Origin of the sequence: Pedobacter steynii (assembly GCF_900103665.1) — a bacterium.
Lineage (GTDB): Bacteria > Bacteroidota > Bacteroidia > Sphingobacteriales > Sphingobacteriaceae > Pedobacter > Pedobacter steynii.
The window spans coordinates 11,029-28,472 of the sequence record NZ_FNGY01000006.1 but is presented as its reverse complement, the minus strand read 5'-3'; the positions used below and the strand labels follow the sequence as shown (position 1 = coordinate 28,472).

The 17,444-nt window shown below is 41.6% G+C and carries 17 protein-coding genes; 11 read left to right on the top strand and 6 right to left on the bottom strand.

Going from position 1 to position 17,444, the window contains the following annotated elements:
- Both BLQ87_RS16950 and BLQ87_RS16945 read right to left on the bottom strand, forming a co-directional pair.
- The gene (locus BLQ87_RS16950) at positions 1 to 351 is read right to left on the bottom strand and encodes a YciI family protein (RefSeq protein ID WP_074609090.1); all 351 of its coding nucleotides are present in this window, start codon (positions 349 to 351) and stop codon (positions 1 to 3) included.
- A gap of 95 nt (positions 352 to 446) precedes the next feature.
- Complete coding sequence (locus tag BLQ87_RS16945) at positions 447 to 899, bottom strand: carboxymuconolactone decarboxylase family protein (RefSeq protein WP_074609958.1); 453 nt, start codon at positions 897 to 899, stop codon at positions 447 to 449.
- Positions 900 to 1,002: 103 nt separating this feature from the next.
- Between BLQ87_RS16945 and BLQ87_RS16940 the strand changes: the two genes are divergently transcribed.
- Genes BLQ87_RS16940 through BLQ87_RS16930 form a run of 3 tightly spaced genes read left to right on the top strand, consistent with a single transcriptional unit; the run spans position 1,003 to position 2,379 of the window.
- Entirely contained in the window at positions 1,003 to 1,461 is a 459-nt protein-coding gene (locus tag BLQ87_RS16940) for a helix-turn-helix domain-containing protein (RefSeq protein WP_074609088.1), read from the top strand.
- A 47-nt stretch (positions 1,462 to 1,508) separates the two neighbouring features.
- Positions 1,509 to 1,943, top strand: a complete 435-nt coding sequence (locus tag BLQ87_RS16935) for a VOC family protein (RefSeq protein WP_074609086.1) — start codon at positions 1,509 to 1,511, stop codon at positions 1,941 to 1,943.
- Positions 1,927 to 2,379, top strand: coding sequence for a DinB family protein (locus BLQ87_RS16930; RefSeq protein ID WP_074609082.1), 453 nt, complete (start codon positions 1,927 to 1,929; stop codon positions 2,377 to 2,379). The genes BLQ87_RS16935 and BLQ87_RS16930 overlap by 17 nt, the downstream gene beginning before the upstream one ends.
- A gap of 80 nt (positions 2,380 to 2,459) precedes the next feature.
- Here the strand turns inward: BLQ87_RS16930 and BLQ87_RS16925 are convergent, their stop codons facing one another.
- Together BLQ87_RS16925 and BLQ87_RS33800 are read right to left on the bottom strand one after the other, a co-directional pair.
- Positions 2,460 to 2,978, bottom strand: a complete 519-nt coding sequence (locus tag BLQ87_RS16925; RefSeq protein WP_074609080.1) for a GNAT family N-acetyltransferase — start codon at positions 2,976 to 2,978, stop codon at positions 2,460 to 2,462.
- Between the two features lie 215 nt (positions 2,979 to 3,193).
- Positions 3,194 to 3,358, bottom strand: coding sequence for a hypothetical protein (locus tag BLQ87_RS33800; RefSeq protein WP_172664854.1), 165 nt, complete (start codon positions 3,356 to 3,358; stop codon positions 3,194 to 3,196).
- A gap of 492 nt (positions 3,359 to 3,850) precedes the next feature.
- Here BLQ87_RS33800 and BLQ87_RS16920 point away from each other — a divergent pair, with 492 nt between their 5' ends.
- Both BLQ87_RS16920 and BLQ87_RS16915 read left to right on the top strand, forming a co-directional pair.
- Positions 3,851 to 4,606 carry a hypothetical protein gene (locus BLQ87_RS16920; protein ID WP_074609078.1) on the top strand — a complete coding sequence of 252 codons (756 nt, stop codon included), beginning with the start codon at positions 3,851 to 3,853 and terminating at the stop codon, positions 4,604 to 4,606.
- Between the two features lie 393 nt (positions 4,607 to 4,999).
- A complete protein-coding gene (locus BLQ87_RS16915) occupies positions 5,000 to 5,902 on the top strand; it encodes a DUF6266 family protein (protein ID WP_074609076.1) in 903 nt (300 codons plus the stop codon).
- A 408-nt stretch (positions 5,903 to 6,310) separates the two neighbouring features.
- Here BLQ87_RS16915 and BLQ87_RS16910 read toward each other — a convergent pair whose 3' ends face one another.
- On the bottom strand, positions 6,311 to 7,030 hold the full coding sequence (locus BLQ87_RS16910) for an alpha/beta hydrolase (RefSeq protein ID WP_074609957.1): 720 nt from the start codon (positions 7,028 to 7,030) through the stop codon (positions 6,311 to 6,313).
- Between the two features lie 168 nt (positions 7,031 to 7,198).
- Between BLQ87_RS16910 and BLQ87_RS16905 the strand changes: the two genes are divergently transcribed.
- The 6 genes from BLQ87_RS16905 to BLQ87_RS16880 all read left to right on the top strand — a co-directional run bounded on the left by BLQ87_RS16905 (position 7,199) and on the right by BLQ87_RS16880 (position 14,935).
- The gene (locus BLQ87_RS16905) at positions 7,199 to 7,558 is read left to right on the top strand and encodes a winged helix-turn-helix transcriptional regulator (RefSeq protein WP_074609074.1); all 360 of its coding nucleotides are present in this window, start codon (positions 7,199 to 7,201) and stop codon (positions 7,556 to 7,558) included.
- A gap of 227 nt (positions 7,559 to 7,785) precedes the next feature.
- On the top strand, positions 7,786 to 8,316 hold the full coding sequence (locus BLQ87_RS16900; RefSeq protein WP_074609071.1) for a sigma-70 family RNA polymerase sigma factor: 531 nt from the start codon (positions 7,786 to 7,788) through the stop codon (positions 8,314 to 8,316).
- Between the two features lie 58 nt (positions 8,317 to 8,374).
- Positions 8,375 to 9,373, top strand: coding sequence for a FecR family protein (locus BLQ87_RS16895; RefSeq protein ID WP_074609068.1), 999 nt, complete (start codon positions 8,375 to 8,377; stop codon positions 9,371 to 9,373).
- Between the two features lie 24 nt (positions 9,374 to 9,397).
- Entirely contained in the window at positions 9,398 to 12,388 is a 2,991-nt protein-coding gene (locus BLQ87_RS16890; protein ID WP_074609066.1) for a SusC/RagA family TonB-linked outer membrane protein, read from the top strand.
- A 20-nt stretch (positions 12,389 to 12,408) separates the two neighbouring features.
- Entirely contained in the window at positions 12,409 to 13,929 is a 1,521-nt protein-coding gene (locus BLQ87_RS16885; RefSeq protein ID WP_074609064.1) for a RagB/SusD family nutrient uptake outer membrane protein, read from the top strand.
- A 1-nt stretch (position 13,930) separates the two neighbouring features.
- The gene (locus BLQ87_RS16880; protein WP_074609062.1) at positions 13,931 to 14,935 is read left to right on the top strand and encodes a metallophosphoesterase; all 1,005 of its coding nucleotides are present in this window, start codon (positions 13,931 to 13,933) and stop codon (positions 14,933 to 14,935) included.
- Positions 14,936 to 15,119: 184 nt separating this feature from the next.
- Here the strand turns inward: BLQ87_RS16880 and BLQ87_RS16875 are convergent, their stop codons facing one another.
- Complete coding sequence (locus BLQ87_RS16875; RefSeq protein ID WP_074609059.1) at positions 15,120 to 17,405, bottom strand: glycosyl hydrolase family 95 catalytic domain-containing protein; 2,286 nt, start codon at positions 17,403 to 17,405, stop codon at positions 15,120 to 15,122.
- Positions 17,406 to 17,444 lie beyond the last annotated feature (39 nt).

The following is a 17,444-nucleotide window of genomic DNA, read 5'->3' as shown; positions in this document are numbered from 1 at the left end:
CTATCCCTCAGGTTCAGTAGCCATTCGGATCTCCACGTTTCCACCGAATTCAAGGATCGGACAACCCTGGGCAATCTCAACCGCATCTTCATAACTTTCTGCTTTGATAACGATCAGTCCGCCGATAGATTCTTTAATTTCTACAAAGGGTCCGTTGATCACATTTTTGTCTGATTTTACCACCTTGCCTGATATATCCCAGCGCTGCAGCGGCCGGGCCAGTTTATTTTGCGCCGCAATCCCGCCAAACCAGTTTTGCCAGTCAGTAATTGAATTTTGTAATTCTTCCGGAGAAGGCTGCGCTTCCTTATTCGTGAAATCTCTTCTGAAAATCAATAAAAAGTCATTCATGTTCTTCTGTTTTTAAATGTAAAATTAACCACTGATATTTATAATGTAGCATAAAAATGTCCTCATCCGGGATGATAAGGACATTTTGCTGATCTCTAGCCAAACATACCAACTGTGTAAGTTCCAGGCACATTCGGAAAAGAAAGATTAATACGATTCCAGGTATTGATGGTGGTCACGACCATCGTAAGGTCAATCATTTCAAGTTCTGAAAAATGAGCACTTACCCTTTGATAAACCTCATCAGGTACATGGGCAGCTGTCACTGCTTCCGCCCATTCAAAAGCCGCTCTTTCTCTTTCGGTATAATAAGGTGCTTCTCTCCATGCACTAAGACCATACAAACGTTGTTCAGTTTCTCCCTTAGCCCTTGCATCTTTATAGTGCATGTCCAGGCAAAAGGCACATTGGTTGATTTGTGACACCCTGAACTCTATCAGGTATTGCAGCCCGGTACCCAGTGATGATTGCTTTAAATAACCCGCCATTTCAAAAAGTGGCTTCAATGCATTTTTTCCTTTTCCTAAGATGTTGATTCTCTTTTCCATTTTGTTATAATTTTTGAATTTATAACCTGAAGACAAACGGCTTTTTAAAATTGGACAAACTTTAATGATTTTTTTTTATTTTGTGTAAATAGGAGATACAAAAATGACTACAGATCAATATCCGAAGGTTTATTTATATCGACGAATCGTTCAGGCAAAATTATTCATCGACAACCACTATGCGGATAAAATAGACCTCAATAGCATTTCTGATGAGGCTTATTTTTCTAAATTTCATTTTATCCGGCTATTCAAATCAGCTTATGGAAAAACACCCCACCAATATTTAAAATATGTAAGAATCGAAAAGGCCAAAGAACTGCTGAAGAACAACATTACGGTTTCTGAAGCCTGTTTTTTAGTAGGTTTTGACAGTCTTTCCTCCTTTAGTGGTCTTTTCTCAAAAGTTGTAGGTCAATCTCCATCCGGTTACCTCAAGCATCAGCAGGAGATTCAAAAGAAAATAAGTATGACACCACTTGCTTTTGTTCCAAGCTGTTATGCCTATCAACATGGCTGGCTTGATGCTAAGAATAGCAATTTTGAAGAACCCGATATCTAAATTATTCTTCAAGTTTGTAATGAGTTTAACATCTAACCAAAATTACCATGATTACTAAAATGAGCATTACAAACATTCACGTCATAGACCAGAATAGCGCTTATGACTTCTATGTAAACAAATTAGGCTTCAAACTTGTAGACGACATCCCCATGGGACCAGAAACCCGCTGGCTAACCGTTTCACCTCCGGAACAGCCGGACTTACAACTGGTATTGTTTCCGGTTACTGTGAGCAAAATGTTTCCGAAAGAAATCGCAGAAAACTTAATAGACCTCATCAAAAAAGGAATATTTGGTTGTGGAGTCTTAACCTGCACAGATATTTTTGCTACTTATGAAGAGCTAAAAGCCAAAGGCGTGGAATTCATAAAACCTCCCACCAAGGAATTTTACGGAACAGAAGCATTATTTAAAGATGATTCCGGCAATTATTTTTCATTACAACCTTTAAACAATTTTGATAATGAAAACAATATTTGATCCGGCAATAAGAGAGGAATTGACGCGAAGAGTCGATACGCTTGATGAAAACAAGAAAGCGCTTTGGGGCAAAATGAATGTTTTTCAAATGACCAGGCATTGCAGCATATGGAACGAATGGGTTCTAGGAAAAAACAGGCTTGTTTATAAGCAGGAATGGTTGGGTAAGATCTTTGGTAAAATGGCACTCAGAAGCAATACGAAAGATGATAAGCCTCTGGGCAAAGGTATGCCGGCCGGAAAAGCATTTACAGTAAAACAAAAAGAAGGGGATCTGAATGCTCAGAAGAAAATTCTTCTGGATTTAATCACTGATTTTGAAAACTTTTCAAACGACCAGTTCATTCACGATTTCTTTGGTAAAATGACAAGAGAACAAATTGGCATCTTTGCCTATAAACACTCAGATCATCATTTGAGGCAATTCAATGTTTAACGAAAAAGCATCTGTTGACATCAACATGTTCCAGGTAAACCGGGCCCTGTGGCTGCTCTTCAACAGAGTGGCTACGCCTGTTACGAAACAGATCCGGTAAGGCTGCTGTGTTTTAATTCGTATTCCAATTCATTGTCTTCCAAATCCGCAATTTTTATGAAGTTAAGTCGCTCGAGAAGTTTCCTGGCCTTGTCGTTTTCTTTATTTGTTGTTGCATAAATACGGTTCAATCCAATAGTATTGATTCCAAAGTCTATGGCAAGGGACATTGATAAAGTCATAAAACCTTGCCCCTGGTATTGAGGTAATAAAACGCAACCAAGTTCTCCGGTTCCTTTGTCCAATCCACGATAATAACCACAAGTTCCGACAATCTTATTCGTTTCGTTCTCTACAATGCCCCAATGAATTGAATTCCCGTCGATATAGTCTTTGTTGATTTTATCCTGCATTTCTATCGCCTGCTGCGATGTTGTTGCCTGGATCGCATCATAAAACGAAATTTCAATAATGTCATTGATGTCGGAGGGCTGAATTTGTCGTATTGTGATTTTGTCACCGATAATATCAGGAAAAATGTGGTAAGGCGGTAATTTCATTTTACAATATATATATAAAATCACTTTTCTTCTACATACATACCGGTTAAGATCTTAATCATCTACCTCTACTACTCCTTTATGGCATGATTAACGGCAATTTTAATACTGTTTTTTAACATACTTATACAAAGCAAAAAGCTAATCACATTGTTCATTTCCCTTCTTTATGTTTATAAAGAAGGGAAATTCATGTACTATTGGGTAACCCTCGTTTATATTTTTTCAATTTCTTCAATCGAGAACCCCAGGGTTTCTGAAATTTGTACAATAGGTATTCCTGCTTTCTTGAATTCCTGGGCAGCAATTAATAATCCTTGCTGTATGCCCTCAATCTTCGCTTCTGCACTAGCGAAAGCAATACTATTCTCAATTACCATCTTTCCCAGTGCACATGAGGTCAAAATATACTTTCTTATACACATCAGAACTCGCCGCATATTCGGTGGGACTAAAAACCAAAATCTGTAAGTGGATTGATAAATCGGGAGGGGAAGCCGGGGCCTGTAGCAGTAACTGTCATAGGCTAACTTATGTAGTATAAACAAAAACAAATTATAAGTTAAATTATTATCTAAATAAATAATTAAAACAAGCTATAATTAACCACAATAATAGTTTCGAACATTTATCTGCACAAGGCTATTCGAACCCATATAAAAAACGTGTTAATACAAAGCCCTCATGTGTTTCAGGTTAAGTTAGATCTAGCAAGTATTCATTCCCACAAGAATCAATTGAATTATAATCCAGATATAAAACATAGAATTTAGAACAAGGCCCAGCTTCTTGTTTGAATGTATTTTATTTCTTACGAATCAAATACTGGCCAACAATTTGTAGAATATAAATTACACACAAAATGAACCACAATGAAAAAATTACTCATCGTTGTCATGGCATGCTATGCCCTGACCACCCGTGCCCAGGTGCACGAATCAAAAAACTTCATTTACCTCTATTCCGATTCTGTGATCTATGCCAAAGACATTAGATTACGACCTGATTTTTCCGGATACCTGCAACTCCGGGCCGATTCCAGAAAAGTTCCAACAGAACAAGTCAAATTTTTCAGCAATGGGGACGGCTTTTTTGCCAACACCCGCCGACTTAATTTTGGTAGTACCACCTCCTTTTCCGAGCGCATTATTGAAGGCAAGATCAATATGTTTCAGCAGGAAGACTATTATCCTTACCAATACGATCATCGATACAGACGTAGCAGGTACATGGATAGAAGACCACAGGCTGTAGATGTAAAAATGTACTACAATAAAGGTTACGCAGATTTGAAAAAGGCAAACTACCACAACCTGAGCGCAGATATGGCAGACAATCCAAGGGCCATGGACATGCTGAAGAATTATAGAAAAAGTATCAATACAGGCAAAACAATGTATATCGTTGCCGGGGCGGCTATCGTGTCCGGACTAATCTCCTTTTTGGTTACGGGCAGCAGCAGTAGAGAAATGTCAAACGGAAATGGATTCAGTTTTAGTAAAGGTCCTAATTTTACTCCAGCCTTTATACTACTCGGAGCTGGTGCAGGCTTAGCTACAGGCGGATATTTCATTCAGGCATCAGGTAACAGACATCTGGAGAGTGCTATAGATGCTTATAACCGCTAGAAAAAGCCTGAATTCAATTTATTTATGGTTAAGATAGCCTGGGTGTGAATAAACCCAGGCTATTTAGTTTTATATCATTTGCTAAACAATTAGCTTAAATAAGACAAAACCGCAATCATCAATCAAGGTCTCGCAAAATAAAAAGGCGATGAAAATAAAATCTCACTAAAATGTGATTAAAATGCGTGTCATATGCCGTTAATTTCGATTGATTGTCATTTGACCATCAATAAGAGGTTGATAGGTCCGTGATTGGTCTTCCAGACCTTTTGACGACGTTTTTCAAACCAAGTGACAATTGACTTTATGTGAACACATATGAACAGGATGCAAGAAAGAATTTGTAAATTACTCCTAATCAACTCAATCATTTAACTAAAAAAACAAAAAAAGATGGGAAAATTAATAAATGGGTTATTTGGCGGATTCCAAGGCAGAGTCGGCAACCTGGTAGGCTACACCTTAAAAGGCAAACACATCATCAGAATGATAGGTAAAACTGAAAAGCCACTGACTCCGGCGAGAAGAGCAAATTGCGAAAAAATGAAGGTTGTAAATGAGATTCTTAAACCTTCCATCCACGCCATCCGGGCAGGATTTCGTCTCGCGGTTATTGGAACGGACAGAAACGAATACAATGAGGCAGTTTCTTACAATAAAAAGAATGCCCTTCAGGGAGTATATCCCAACATCAGTCTGGATTATACCAAAGTATTAATGAGCATGGGTAGCCTTCCTATCGCGGTCAACCCCTCGATCAGTCAAAACGGCACTGAGATTACCTTTAACTGGGAAATATCGGCCAGTCCTGTGAGCCAATATCACACTGACCGCAGCATGCTGGTGATCTATTTCCCCGATATAAAGGAGACCTGCTGTCAACTAATCGGCGCAAAAAGAGTCGAAGGTAAAGATGTGGTTATTATCGGCGCAGAGCATATAAATCAGCGTATGGAGGCTTATATCACCTTTATTAAGGATAATGGGAAAGCGGTTTCCAACAGCGTATATGCGGGTTCGCTGAATACCATTAAAGCATCACTTCCTGACATCAGCACTACTGAACAAAAAAATGAGGTTAAAGACGCCATTGCAACATCACCAAACGAATCCGAAGCATGTGAGCATTATATCGTCAAGGATAAGATGACACAAAAACCAATAGGCAATTGCGTATTAAGGCATAATCAGGATAATTTTCAGATTGTTGAAATCGGAATCAAGATCTCCCCGACAGCACAGTCAGAGGAAGCGACATTAACGATGATGTCTTATATTTTTGTTAGGAAAGAGTGATCTGAACAGCAATGTGATTCAATACTTTTAGCCAGCCAAAACCATTCATTCTGACCGTTAACAGCGCCAGGATCAGGGTGAAATGATTTGGATAAATTCAATGGGTTCCGCCTATGTAAAGCGCCCCATAAGCTCTGCTATTGACCTTTTTTACCAAATTCTACAGAACACCTTTCAGTTCATCAATTCTATTCGCAATACGGTCCTTAATCTTAAAAAACTAAGGCCGCGAAACGTTTATCCCATTGCGTATGATATTTGTTTGTAAGTATTCGATCAGCGCTTTAGGATCACAGACAGATTAACAAAATATTAAATATACTAACTTTGCAGCTACCTTTTCCTAATTTTGGTCAGCACTCGCATCACCACCCCTAATCACCTTTTCGTATCTTTAAGAGTTATCCATCACTTTAATGATTGTAGCATATTGGACAACTCTACAGGCATTGTTATCATGGCATCATGGCCCGTTTTAAGTTCCAGATACTTCCAGTTTTTGCTCTTTTTTGTTTTGTCTGCAAAAGGTTGGATCGCTCTTAGTTCCGGTCCGGTACAAGCAATATAAGTCAACGGCAAATGATTACCGTAGGGGTGCTTTAACTCCAAAGGCTGGCAAAATGTTTTAAATGGCTGATTGGTCAAACGGTCATTTACCCATTTAATATCGGCTAAGTTAGTCACGCCAAAAAAATCACTGGTGAAGAACGGGATACTTAGTCCATTGTCGTAGTCCATTGACACCTTAATGAAATATTCCCGGATGTCGTCCGGACTTACATCTAGTGCGCTTTGGCCATTCTCCATAAGCATCGCATCAAGAAAGACCAGTTTAGACAACCGGTCCGGCATCCTATCTGCAACACCTGCTATCACGGCTCCGGCATAGCTATGGCCGACTAAAATTACATTGTGCAAGTCTTCTGTAATCAGGAAATTTACAATGTCTGTAATATGAGTATTCAGATCGATCTCGTCATTAAATGTATTTTTATGTTCCCCAAGTCCACTCAACGTTGGCGTATAAACAAGATTTCCTTTGCTGCGCAATTCCGTGCTTACCCTTTGCCAACACCAGCCACCATGAAAAGCACCATGAACTAAGACAAAAATGGGCTTATTTGACATAGATTGCGCATTTATTTCGAAAACTGATAGTAGTAATATTAGTAAGATGAAAAACGACTTTGTACTTTTGGTTAATGATTTCATAATTTTTTATTTTATGCAAAAGTTGTCAATGTCTTTTTACAATTCAATAACTCACCCGAAAGTGAGCAAACCTCAAATCAGAATATGTCAAGTCAGTTAAAACCCGGGACATCGAATGCTTGTAATATTACAGCCTTAAGCCTTGCGTGTGAGGTAAATGATGTATTAAGAGATATTAGCCCACGATGGAAAATGCAGGTACTACATAAGGTCGCTTCGGGCACAAAACAATTCAGCACCTTAAAACATGCTTTCCCATCTTTGTCGGATCAGATACTTGGCAAAAGGCTTTCAGAATTAGTTAATGACAAATTAGTTGACAAAATAATCCTCAAAGAGAAAGCTCCGAAAAGTATTCATTACATGATCACCGATAAAGGTTTGGAATTACTAAAAATTATTGACGATCTGCATAAATGGGGGCTGAAATATCTTTCTGCTTAACCCACGCTTTGCAGCCACCTCTTCCTAATTTTGATCAGCACCGGCATCACTACCCAGGTCAGCAGGCCGACCATCGATGCTGCTGTACTCGTCTTTATCGCAATGTGTATCGCCATATTATTTTCTTTTTATAAGCAAAGCCATAGTTAAACCCAGACAAAACTTCATATATTCATAATGTTAACTTAAAACATCTCCTTTTTAAAGCTGATAATTTTGCACGAACAATGGACAAAGATATTGTATGTGAAATAAGGGCAGGATTACTTCCGGCTTTTAATGAGGCCTATTCCCGCTATCATCAACAAATTTATCAGTTTGTATTCAAGAAAACACAGTCTGAGTACATTGCTACAGAGGTAGTCCAGCTTTGCTTTATCCGGCTTTGGGAAAAGAAACAATCGTTAAATGAGCATACTGCATTAAATATTCAGCTATTTGGAATGGCCCGTCAGGTCATGATCGATCAGCTTAGGAAAGAGTCTGCGAGATTAAAATATAATACCAGATCTGATCAATACCCTTTTACAGACAACCTGATGAAGATGATCGAAAGCCGCGATATGCTTAAACATTTTGAACAGGAAATTGACGCCATGCCGGCAATGAGAAAAATGGTATTTAACCTTAGCAGGCAAAATGGACTCTCCTATAAGGAAATCGCTGAGATGCTGGGAATATCCCCGAAGACTGTGGAGAGCCACATCGGCAAGGTCCTATCCCGCCTTAAACACTATATGTATACGATTTTGCTATAGCCATATTAAATAATTGTTAAGCCGTAAGGGCAAAGGCAGCGACATACGTAATTACTGTATGAAGCCAAACAAAGGACCAAGACGCAAGCTAAACCGCAAGGCGTTCATCCAGGAAAATTTTAGTGATCAGCAATGGGAATCTTTTAATGCTGATGAACCACTACCGCAGGAAAAATCGGAGGAGATGCACCGCTTTATACTCGGGCAAATATCTTCAAAACAACAAGTAAAGCTTAGGCTCATCAGGGTTGCGAAATATCTTTCTGCGGCTGCGATAATTTTAATGGTCGGATTTGCACTATTTATCCGGCCAAAGAACACCGACAACCAGAAGCCGCAGCTTACTGCAAACAACAAGCTTCAGGAAAAGGAGAAAACAAGTCTATGGAAAGAGGTTGCCAATCCGGGAACTGAGGTCATCAGGTACCAGTTACCAGATTCCTCTTCCGTCACCATTTATCCAGCTTCCACGATCAGATTTAAAAGGCAGTTTGATCAAAAACTCAGAAATGTTTACCTGCAGGGTAAGGCCAGATTCAAGGTGAAACCAGATGCAATGAGGCCTTTCAGCGTGTTCTCGGGTGCATTGAAGACAACAGCCCTGGGCACGTCGTTCACGATCAATACCCGCGGACATCAGATTTCGGTTAAGCTTCATACCGGAAAAATTGTCGTTGCCGATACCCTGACCAAACAGGCGCTGGCCTATATCTCCAATGTTGGCACCACCCTGCTTTACGACCCATCTCTCAAACTTTCCAGGATCATCAAACCTATTGAAACCATCCATCCTGCAGCAGAGCTGCTGAAGAGAGAAGGCAATCTGATCATCATGAAAAATATACCATTGGCAAAGGTCTTGCAACTTTTAACTGAAGCCTACGGTATTAAAGTGAATTCGACGCCAGTAGATATCAGCAAAATCACTTTCACAGGCAGCGTTGATACGGCTAAAGAAAAACCTGAAGATGTACTCAAATTGATTTGTCTGATCAATAACATGACCTTAACCAGCACCTCAGCACAAGAATTCTCCATACAAAAAACTGATAAATAAAACCAAAGAAGCCAAAAAATCATTATGTATTCAACAAAATTCAAAATCCTGAAACGTATGTTATGCCTCGGCATCATAGGTTGGGCAGGTCCGATATTTGCACAGGATCTACCTGTCAAAGGAATAGTTTTGGATGTCTCCGGACAGGGGATTCCAGGTGTTACAGTAAAGGCAGAAAATGAAAAAACCCGCAAGTCATTAGTCACCACTTCTTCGGGTAGCGGATTGTTCAGCTTTGCCAACATCGCCCCAGGCGGCCCATACCGTTTTATCTTCAGTTCCGTAGGATTTAAAACGGATACCCTCTCTGGTTATACCGTTACCACAGGCCAGCAAATTGCACTGAGCATCAAACTTAAGGAACAATCAAACGACCTGCAGGAAGTAACGATTGGATACGGTAAAAGCAAAAGGAACGAAATTACCGGAGCAGTAACTTCGATAAAGCCCGAAGAGTTTAACCGTGGTGTGGTGAGTTCGCCAGGCCAGTTGCTTCAGGGAAAGGTTGCCGGTCTGAACATCACCAGAAGTGGAAACCCAACAGATAAACCTGCAGTGATCCTGCGTGGCCCTTCAAGTTTCAGAGAGGGTGCTCAGGAACCCTTTTATGTGATTGATGGGGTTCCGGGTGCTTCCATTGATTTGGTCGCACCAGACGACATCCTCAGTATGGAAGTACTGAAAGATGCCTCTTCAACTGCTATTTATGGATCCAGGGCAGCAAATGGCGTCATCATGATCAATACTAAAAATTCAGGAAAAGGGCTTGGTAAACTTTCCTACAGTGCCTATGCTGCTTCAGAAAGTATTTCTAACAGCATCGACATGGCCAGCGGAGACGAATTGAGAACCTATTTAAAAGACAATGGAAAAACATTGGATAAAATCAGCGATGATGGCAGCAATACGGATTGGCTAAAAGAGGTAACCAGAACAGGTTTCTCCCAAAACCACAACCTCAGTTTTAATGGAGGAGGCGAAAGTTCTTCCTACGGAGCAAGCCTGAACTATTTTGACAATCAGGGAATTATTAAGACATCGGGATTGGAGCGCTTTATCGCAAGAGCAAATATGGAACAGCGGCTGCTGAACAACCGCCTGAAGTTAAACCTCAACCTCACAAATAGCAATACCGTTAACGACAGAATCGCCAGCCAGGTTTACAATAATATGTTTACTTACCTGCCTACTGTTGGCGTAAGGAAGGCCGATGGCAGTTTTTCCGAAGACCCATCCAGAACCACTGGAACCGGGGGATACTACAACCCGGTAGCACTGTTACAAAACAACAAATTCCAGGGAAAAACCAACCTCTACCTCATCAATGGTGCCCTGAAAGCAAACATTCTTGATGGCCTGGACTTCAATGCAATGGCATCCATGCAAAACGAGCAGATCAACGAAAATCTGTATAACAATAGGGCTTCTATGTTGAAGCAGGGATTTAATGGTTATGCAGAGCGCTCATCGGTAAAAAACACACAAAAGGTTTTTGAAGGATATTTCAACTATGATAAAGTTTTTGGAGATCATGGGCTAAAGTTATTAGCAGGTTACTCCTGGCAGGAAAACCGCAACGGCGATGGCTTCCAGACTTCCGGACAAAACTTCGTTTCGGATGATCTTTTGTGGAACAACCTGGGATTAGGTAACGGAAACGGATCTACTGTTGTGAATTATGGCAATACTTACATCTCAACGCTTCGTTTGATCTCCTTTTATGGAAGAGCCATCTACGATTATAAAGGAAAATATCTGTTGCAGGCAACGATTCGCCGTGATGGCTCATCGGCCTTTGGAATTAACAACAGATGGGGAATGTTTCCTTCAGTTTCTGCGGGATGGAACATAGACCGTGAAGCATTTATGGAAAATGTAACTTTCGTTGATCACCTTAAGCTCCGTGCCGGTTATGGAGTTTCTGGAAATTCAGTAGGTTTTGATGCCTACACTGCCAAACTGGTTTATGGTGCGCAAAACGGATCGTATTTTTACTCGAATGGAAAATGGCTGACCGCAATTGGTCCTACACAAAATGACAACCCCAATCTGAAATGGGAGCGTACAGCTACATTGAACATCGGTTTAGACTTTGGTCTCTTTAAAAACAAACTTTCCGGTTCAATCGAGGTATACAACAAGAAAACCACAGACCTTATTGCACCTTATTCGGTATCTACCACCCAATATCCGTTCAATGTGTTAACAGCAAACGTTGGCGCAATGACCAATAAGGGTATCGAATTTACGCTGAACAGCACGCCGGTTAAAACCAAAGATTTTAGCTGGAACACGGCGGTTAACTTATCACACAACAAAAACGAAATCACCTCGATTTCTAACGATCTGTTCCAGGCCAATGAGTTTTATACCGCTAATGTGGGTGGCAGAGGTCAGTCGGGCGCACTGGGTTACCAGGTGATTAAAGAAGGGCTTCCCCTGGGATCGTTTTACACCTTAAGGTATGCCGGCAAAGATGCCAACGGGAAATCAATGTTCTATGACAAAAACGGAAACGCTTCTACAGCAAACACAGGATTTGAACATTTCAGTGTAACGGGTTCTGCGCAGCCAAAAGTATTATATGGCTGGAACAATACCTTCAGGTACAAACAGTTTGATTTTAACTTCTTCATTCGTGGGGTTTACGGAAATAAAGTCCTTAATGCGACCCTTGCCGATATGAACGCACCGATCTATGCATCTCAAACCAACATCGCAAAGGTCACTTTAACAGAATCGATCAGCGATGATAAAGCACAGTTTGTGTCAGACCGTTACCTGGAAAGTGGTTCTTACCTCCGTCTGGACAATGCGACTCTGGGTTATACTTTTAAAATGAAAGGCAGCAGAACATTGAGGCTTTACGCTTCAGGGAATAACCTTTTTATCATTACCAAGTATAAAGGTGTAGATCCGGAGATCAACATGGCTGGTCAGACACCTGGCATCGATTACCGCAATTTCTATCCTAAAACACGCTCTGCAATTTTTGGGCTAAACTTCAATTTATAACATTCTATAAAAAAGAGAAAATGAAAAGATATATAACCGCGGCAGCTCTGATGGTTTTCACATTGGGAAGCTGTACAAAACTGGATGTTGATGTGGAATCGCAACTCACAAATGGAAATTTTCCGGTAACACCCGATGCATTCGTGGCAGCAACAGGAACCGTTTATCAAAAATTTAATGCCAGTTTCGGTGTCGATATCTGGAGGATGTATGAACTGACCAGCGAGGAAGCAATCATTACCGCCAGGAACGGGGGCTATTATGATCAGGGAAGATATCAGACCCTGCATAAACACAACTGGTTGCCGGATCACCCCATCATTCAAGGCGCATGGCAATGGGGATATGCTGGAATAAGCGACTGTAACCGGGTACTCAATTTGTTGGAGAAATCGGCAGATAGTCCTACAAAAACGCAGTTTTTAAACGAGATACGCACCATGCGGGCCTTATATTATTTTTATGTGATGGACATGTTTGGCAATGCTCCTATTACGAGTTTCGGAACTGCAGAAAGCCCAAAACAATCTACCCGTGCAGAAGTGTTCGCCTACATAGAGAAAGAGTTGCTTGCGGTATCTGAAGGGCTATCTTCCCCTCCTACTGTTACCTCAGAATTCTACGGGCGCCCAACCAAATGGATGGCCTATGCGCTATTGCAAAAATTGTACATCAATGCGGAACATTACATCGGAAAGCCGATGTATACGGAATCCATTGTCTATGCCGATAAAATTATTACCGGATCATCAATGGCACTGGTTAGCGATTACAACACGCTTTTTTCGCCAACTAATGGAGCGAACTCCGAAACCATCTTTGCTGCGATATACGATGCCAATTATTCGGCCGGAAACGCGATCACCCGTTTTACGCTTCACAGCGCACTAAGGGCCAAGTATAATCTCCCTTTTAGTCCAAGTAATGCACAGTGTACCTTAAAAGAGTTTTATGATACCTTTAATTTGCCGGGAGATATCCGAAATGCGACCTGGCTGGCGGGGAAACAGTTTCTTGCGGACGGTACCACGAAAATTCTAAATGGTTCGGCACAACTTGATTTTACACCAGAGATCGTACTCACCAACACGGAAACTATGGACGTTGGCCCTGAGGTAAACGGGATATCCAGGGGAGTCAGGTCTATCAAATTCTATCCTGATCCGAATACCAATAGCGGCACCCGTTTTCAGAACAATGATATGCCGATTTTCAGACTTGCCGATGTTTACCTGTTAAAAGCAGAAGCTTTACTGAGAACAGGTGGGTCGATGGCTGAAGTAGTTGGGCTGGTAAATAAGGTCCGTGTTCGCGCAAAAGCCGGGGAAATTACGACCATTACTCTGGATGGCATTCTGGAGGAAAGAGGACGCGAGCTTGCCTGGGAAGGATGGCGCCGCAATGATTTGATCCGCTTCGGAAAATATCAGGGCAAATGGGGCTTCAAAGCGGGCAATGAAGGTGCTTCCAGAGATATCTTCCCGATTCCGGCTACCGAACTGGTGCTGAATAAAAACCTGAAACAAAATACCGGATATTAAGATGAAGAGAAGAGATTTTGTAAAAAGCACTGCGCTTACTGCGATAGGTGCAAGTATGCTTGCACCCCTGCAATCGCTTGCTGTCAGTCCTGAGACCTACCTGGAAAGTGAAGATGTAGCACCACGCAATGAGTTAAAAGACGATTATCCCATCCACTTTATGGCGGTAGGCGATTGGGGACGCAATGGAGCCGATCACCAGAAACATGTTGCGGTACAAATGGGTAAATGGGCAACCGAAAATCCGAACGACTTTATTCTTTCCCTTGGTGACAACTTCTATCCTAAAGGAGTGACCAGCGAACATGACCCATTATGGCATTATTCCTTTGAAAATATTTATACAGACTTTGCTTTGCAATGGGACTGGTATCCGATTCTTGGAAATCACGATTACATCTCAGATCCCGATGCACAGGTAAGGTATAGTAAGATCAGCAGAAGGTGGAAAATGCCTTCCAGGTACTACTCGAAAGAAGTGCCGATAAAAGGCGGTGGAAAACTGTTAATGGTTTTTATAGATACCTGTCCGCTGATCCCTGAATTTCATACCAGCGAACAATACCAGCCCTGGGTAAAAGATCAGCAGCCCGAAATGCAGCTCAAATGGCTGGATGAAACCTTAAAAAATGCAAGCTCAGAAGTAAAATGGACAATGGTGATGGGGCATCACCCTATTTATACCGTTGGCCCCAGAATCAAAAACTATGATACCCTGGCGGTAAGAAAAGCCCTATCTGATATCTTTGAACGCAACAAAGTAGATGTTTACCTTTCCGGACATGACCATTCCCTGCAACACCTGAGCACAGGAGGTTTTACCCAACAGTTTATTTCCGGTGCGGGTTCTGAGGTTACGCATGTAACCGCTGGAATACCTTACAGCAAGTTCGAAGCTTCGGAGTATGGTTTTATGTATTTTTCGGTGGATCAAACCCGTTTAAATGCGAAGATAATAGACCATACCGGAAAAAATATTTATGAAACTACTTTAAGAAAAGTTTAGCCGCATTACTCCCAACATTGATTCTGAAGATCAATGTTGGGAGTAATGCGGCCATCATTATTCTACTTCGAAAGACGGGTATTTTGTCGTCTTTTATAGGCCATTAAGTATCTTACTATTGACCCGGTACCGTTTCAGTATATTTTGCAAATCAGCAATATAAAGTTCAAGTTCTTGTAAAAATTTATTCGTACCCATTCTTTAAAACAAGTACCGCCCCTGGTTTGCAGATCAGACTTAAAAAACCATCTTCCTTACGGTTTACAACCACGCCTTTCTGGCTAACTGCATACCATGTTTTAAAGGGCAATTTCAATTTTGTTACACCGCCTTTCTCCGAAACAATTTTAACTTCATCCACCTGGCCATCGTTTGTCCTGGCACTGACCAGAAAAGCACCTTCCGCTCTTAAGTTTTCAAAAGAAACCGTTTTCCATGCAACGGGTATTGCCGGCATGATTTCAATGAAACCTGCATAACTCTGCAATAGCATTTCCTGTAAACCAGCTGCAAATGCAAAATTACCTTCAAGTGTAAACGGACGGTATTGAAATTTGGAATACCCAGATTTGGTTTGGTCACCATTTAAATGGAAGCTGTTGACCGAGCAAAACGCCTTTGCAAAAATACCAAGATCTCTCGCCGCCCCTTCCCCATCCTTTGCCCTTGCCTTTAAGTTGGCCAGCCAGGAATAGGAGTAACCGCACCAATAGGCCGGCCCTATGCTATCTAGCAAATGAATGGAATTTTTGATAATTGCCTGCGATTTAATCCCGTCTTCCCATTTGACAAGTCCTAAGGGATGAATCGCCATCATATTTGAAAAATGACGGTGCGACTGGTTGTAAGCCATCGAAGGGGCAAACATAAGTTCAGAATTTGATGTGATCGCAAAGTCATCAAATTCCGAGTATATTTTTTTCCAATGCAGTTCTTCTTTTTTCAAGCCCTGTTCTCCCGCTAGTTCTGCCGCAGCTTTAAATATAAATTTCATCAAAGACAGATCGTAATTCGTGTTTTGCGGAAACCACGCGCTGAGGTCATTGTCGTTGATCTCCGGGCTGGAACTGATGGGCAATTTACGACGGCCATTTTGATCCAGGATGGTCAGGTTTTCAATAAACGTTGCGGTGTTTTTTATCCAGGGATAGGCTCTTTTACGCAAAAAATCCCGATCCATGCTGTAACGCCATTGCAAATAATAATGTTGCGCCAACCAGGAGGATACTGTTGGCGAAAGCGAATATTGGATCCAGCCCCCCATTTCTGTACCATCCATCGTGGTCACTCCCGGCACAGCGAGCCCAGCCTTTCCAAAATACATTTTCGTATAGCGCTTATAATTAGCACTATTGGCATCCAGATGATCCAGATAGGCCATGCCTTCCTGTAAATGATTGGCACTGTAGGCTGGCCAGTAACTCAGCTGCGTGTTCAGATCATGATGAAAATCCCCTTTCCATGGTGGTATCCTCCCGTTATCGGCGGTCCACACGGCCTGTAAGGAGATGGGTGGAGCTCCCTGCCTTGATGCCGAACCAAACTTATACTGTTCCAGGTACCATTGTTTCTCAAGTAAAGTATCAGGGATATGGATAGCCGATTTACCCCAGAAGTTTTTCCACCAGGCCAGATGTGAAACGTAATCTTTTGCATAATTCTGTTGCAATGCCCCCCTGGACACAGCTGATGCTGTGGGATTGATCTTTTTACCGGGATATTGAGATGAAATGCTCCATGCCCCTTCTATAGTACTTGCATTGACCCGTTTCCATTGCACATTAATTTCATACTTAAATCCACCCCAACCCTGCTGGCGGTAAGTAATGTTATTCCCGTCCTTTTTAATGACACCTTGCGGATAGCCCAGGCGTGACAAGTCATCTCCACCAACCGGATCACCGGATACCTTTACTTCGCCCTGATATCTGGGTGCGATTAACTGTGGGACAATACGGTCATTAATGTGTTCAAACCTAAACCAGCCCACCGGCTTCGTAGCATGAACGAATGTTTTCAGGACGATACCATTGCTCCATTTCACTTCACACATGGCCTTTGGCACTTGCAGATGAACAGATTTTACACTTCCCCATCCTTTAGTCTCAAATTCCAGCGCGCCGCCGGGAATTTTTGAGGGTGCAGGCTCATGGTCATAAGGTTCATCAAAATATCGCTGTACAGGGGCATAATCTTTTTTCTTTACCTGCTCGACCACCCAGGAAAAATTAAACTCAGGACGGTGCAGACCTTTCATCGGGCGTTGGTCCCAAAGATCAGCACGGTCAAGCGAAAAGCGCAGATGCCCTTCTTTTTGCCATACCAGTACACCCAACATACCATTACCCAATGGTATTGCTTCATCCCAACGGCTGGCAAGGCTATCAAACTGCAGATCATGACTGCCTGTTTGTGCAAATACACCGGCATAAAACAGCACACCGATAACGATAGTGAATATTCTTCTCATTGGATACATTTTAAAATGGGAATCCAATCAACCCGAACT

Coding starts and splice junctions, on each gene's coding strand:
- BLQ87_RS16920 (WP_074609078.1), top strand. CDS start 3,851: ATGAAAAAATTACTCATCGTTGTCATGGCATGCTATGCCCTGACCACC.
- BLQ87_RS16910 (WP_074609957.1), bottom strand. CDS start 7,030: ATGTCAAATAAGCCCATTTTTGTCTTAGTTCATGGTGCTTTTCATGGT.
- BLQ87_RS16940 (WP_074609088.1), top strand. CDS start 1,003: ATGACTACAGATCAATATCCGAAGGTTTATTTATATCGACGAATCGTT.
- BLQ87_RS16930 (WP_074609082.1), top strand. CDS start 1,927: ATGAAAACAATATTTGATCCGGCAATAAGAGAGGAATTGACGCGAAGA.
- BLQ87_RS16950 (WP_074609090.1), bottom strand. CDS start 351: ATGAATGACTTTTTATTGATTTTCAGAAGAGATTTCACGAATAAGGAA.
- BLQ87_RS16925 (WP_074609080.1), bottom strand. CDS start 2,978: ATGAAATTACCGCCTTACCACATTTTTCCTGATATTATCGGTGACAAA.
- BLQ87_RS16945 (WP_074609958.1), bottom strand. CDS start 899: ATGGAAAAGAGAATCAACATCTTAGGAAAAGGAAAAAATGCATTGAAG.
- BLQ87_RS16880 (WP_074609062.1), top strand. CDS start 13,931: ATGAAGAGAAGAGATTTTGTAAAAAGCACTGCGCTTACTGCGATAGGT.
- BLQ87_RS33800 (WP_172664854.1), bottom strand. CDS start 3,358: ATGGTAATTGAGAATAGTATTGCTTTCGCTAGTGCAGAAGCGAAGATT.
- BLQ87_RS16900 (WP_074609071.1), top strand. CDS start 7,786: ATGGACAAAGATATTGTATGTGAAATAAGGGCAGGATTACTTCCGGCT.
- BLQ87_RS16895 (WP_074609068.1), top strand. CDS start 8,375: ATGAAGCCAAACAAAGGACCAAGACGCAAGCTAAACCGCAAGGCGTTC.
- BLQ87_RS16935 (WP_074609086.1), top strand. CDS start 1,509: ATGATTACTAAAATGAGCATTACAAACATTCACGTCATAGACCAGAAT.
- BLQ87_RS16885 (WP_074609064.1), top strand. CDS start 12,409: ATGAAAAGATATATAACCGCGGCAGCTCTGATGGTTTTCACATTGGGA.
- BLQ87_RS16875 (WP_074609059.1), bottom strand. CDS start 17,405: ATGAGAAGAATATTCACTATCGTTATCGGTGTGCTGTTTTATGCCGGT.
- BLQ87_RS16915 (WP_074609076.1), top strand. CDS start 5,000: ATGGGAAAATTAATAAATGGGTTATTTGGCGGATTCCAAGGCAGAGTC.
- BLQ87_RS16905 (WP_074609074.1), top strand. CDS start 7,199: ATGTCAAGTCAGTTAAAACCCGGGACATCGAATGCTTGTAATATTACA.
- BLQ87_RS16890 (WP_074609066.1), top strand. CDS start 9,398: ATGTATTCAACAAAATTCAAAATCCTGAAACGTATGTTATGCCTCGGC.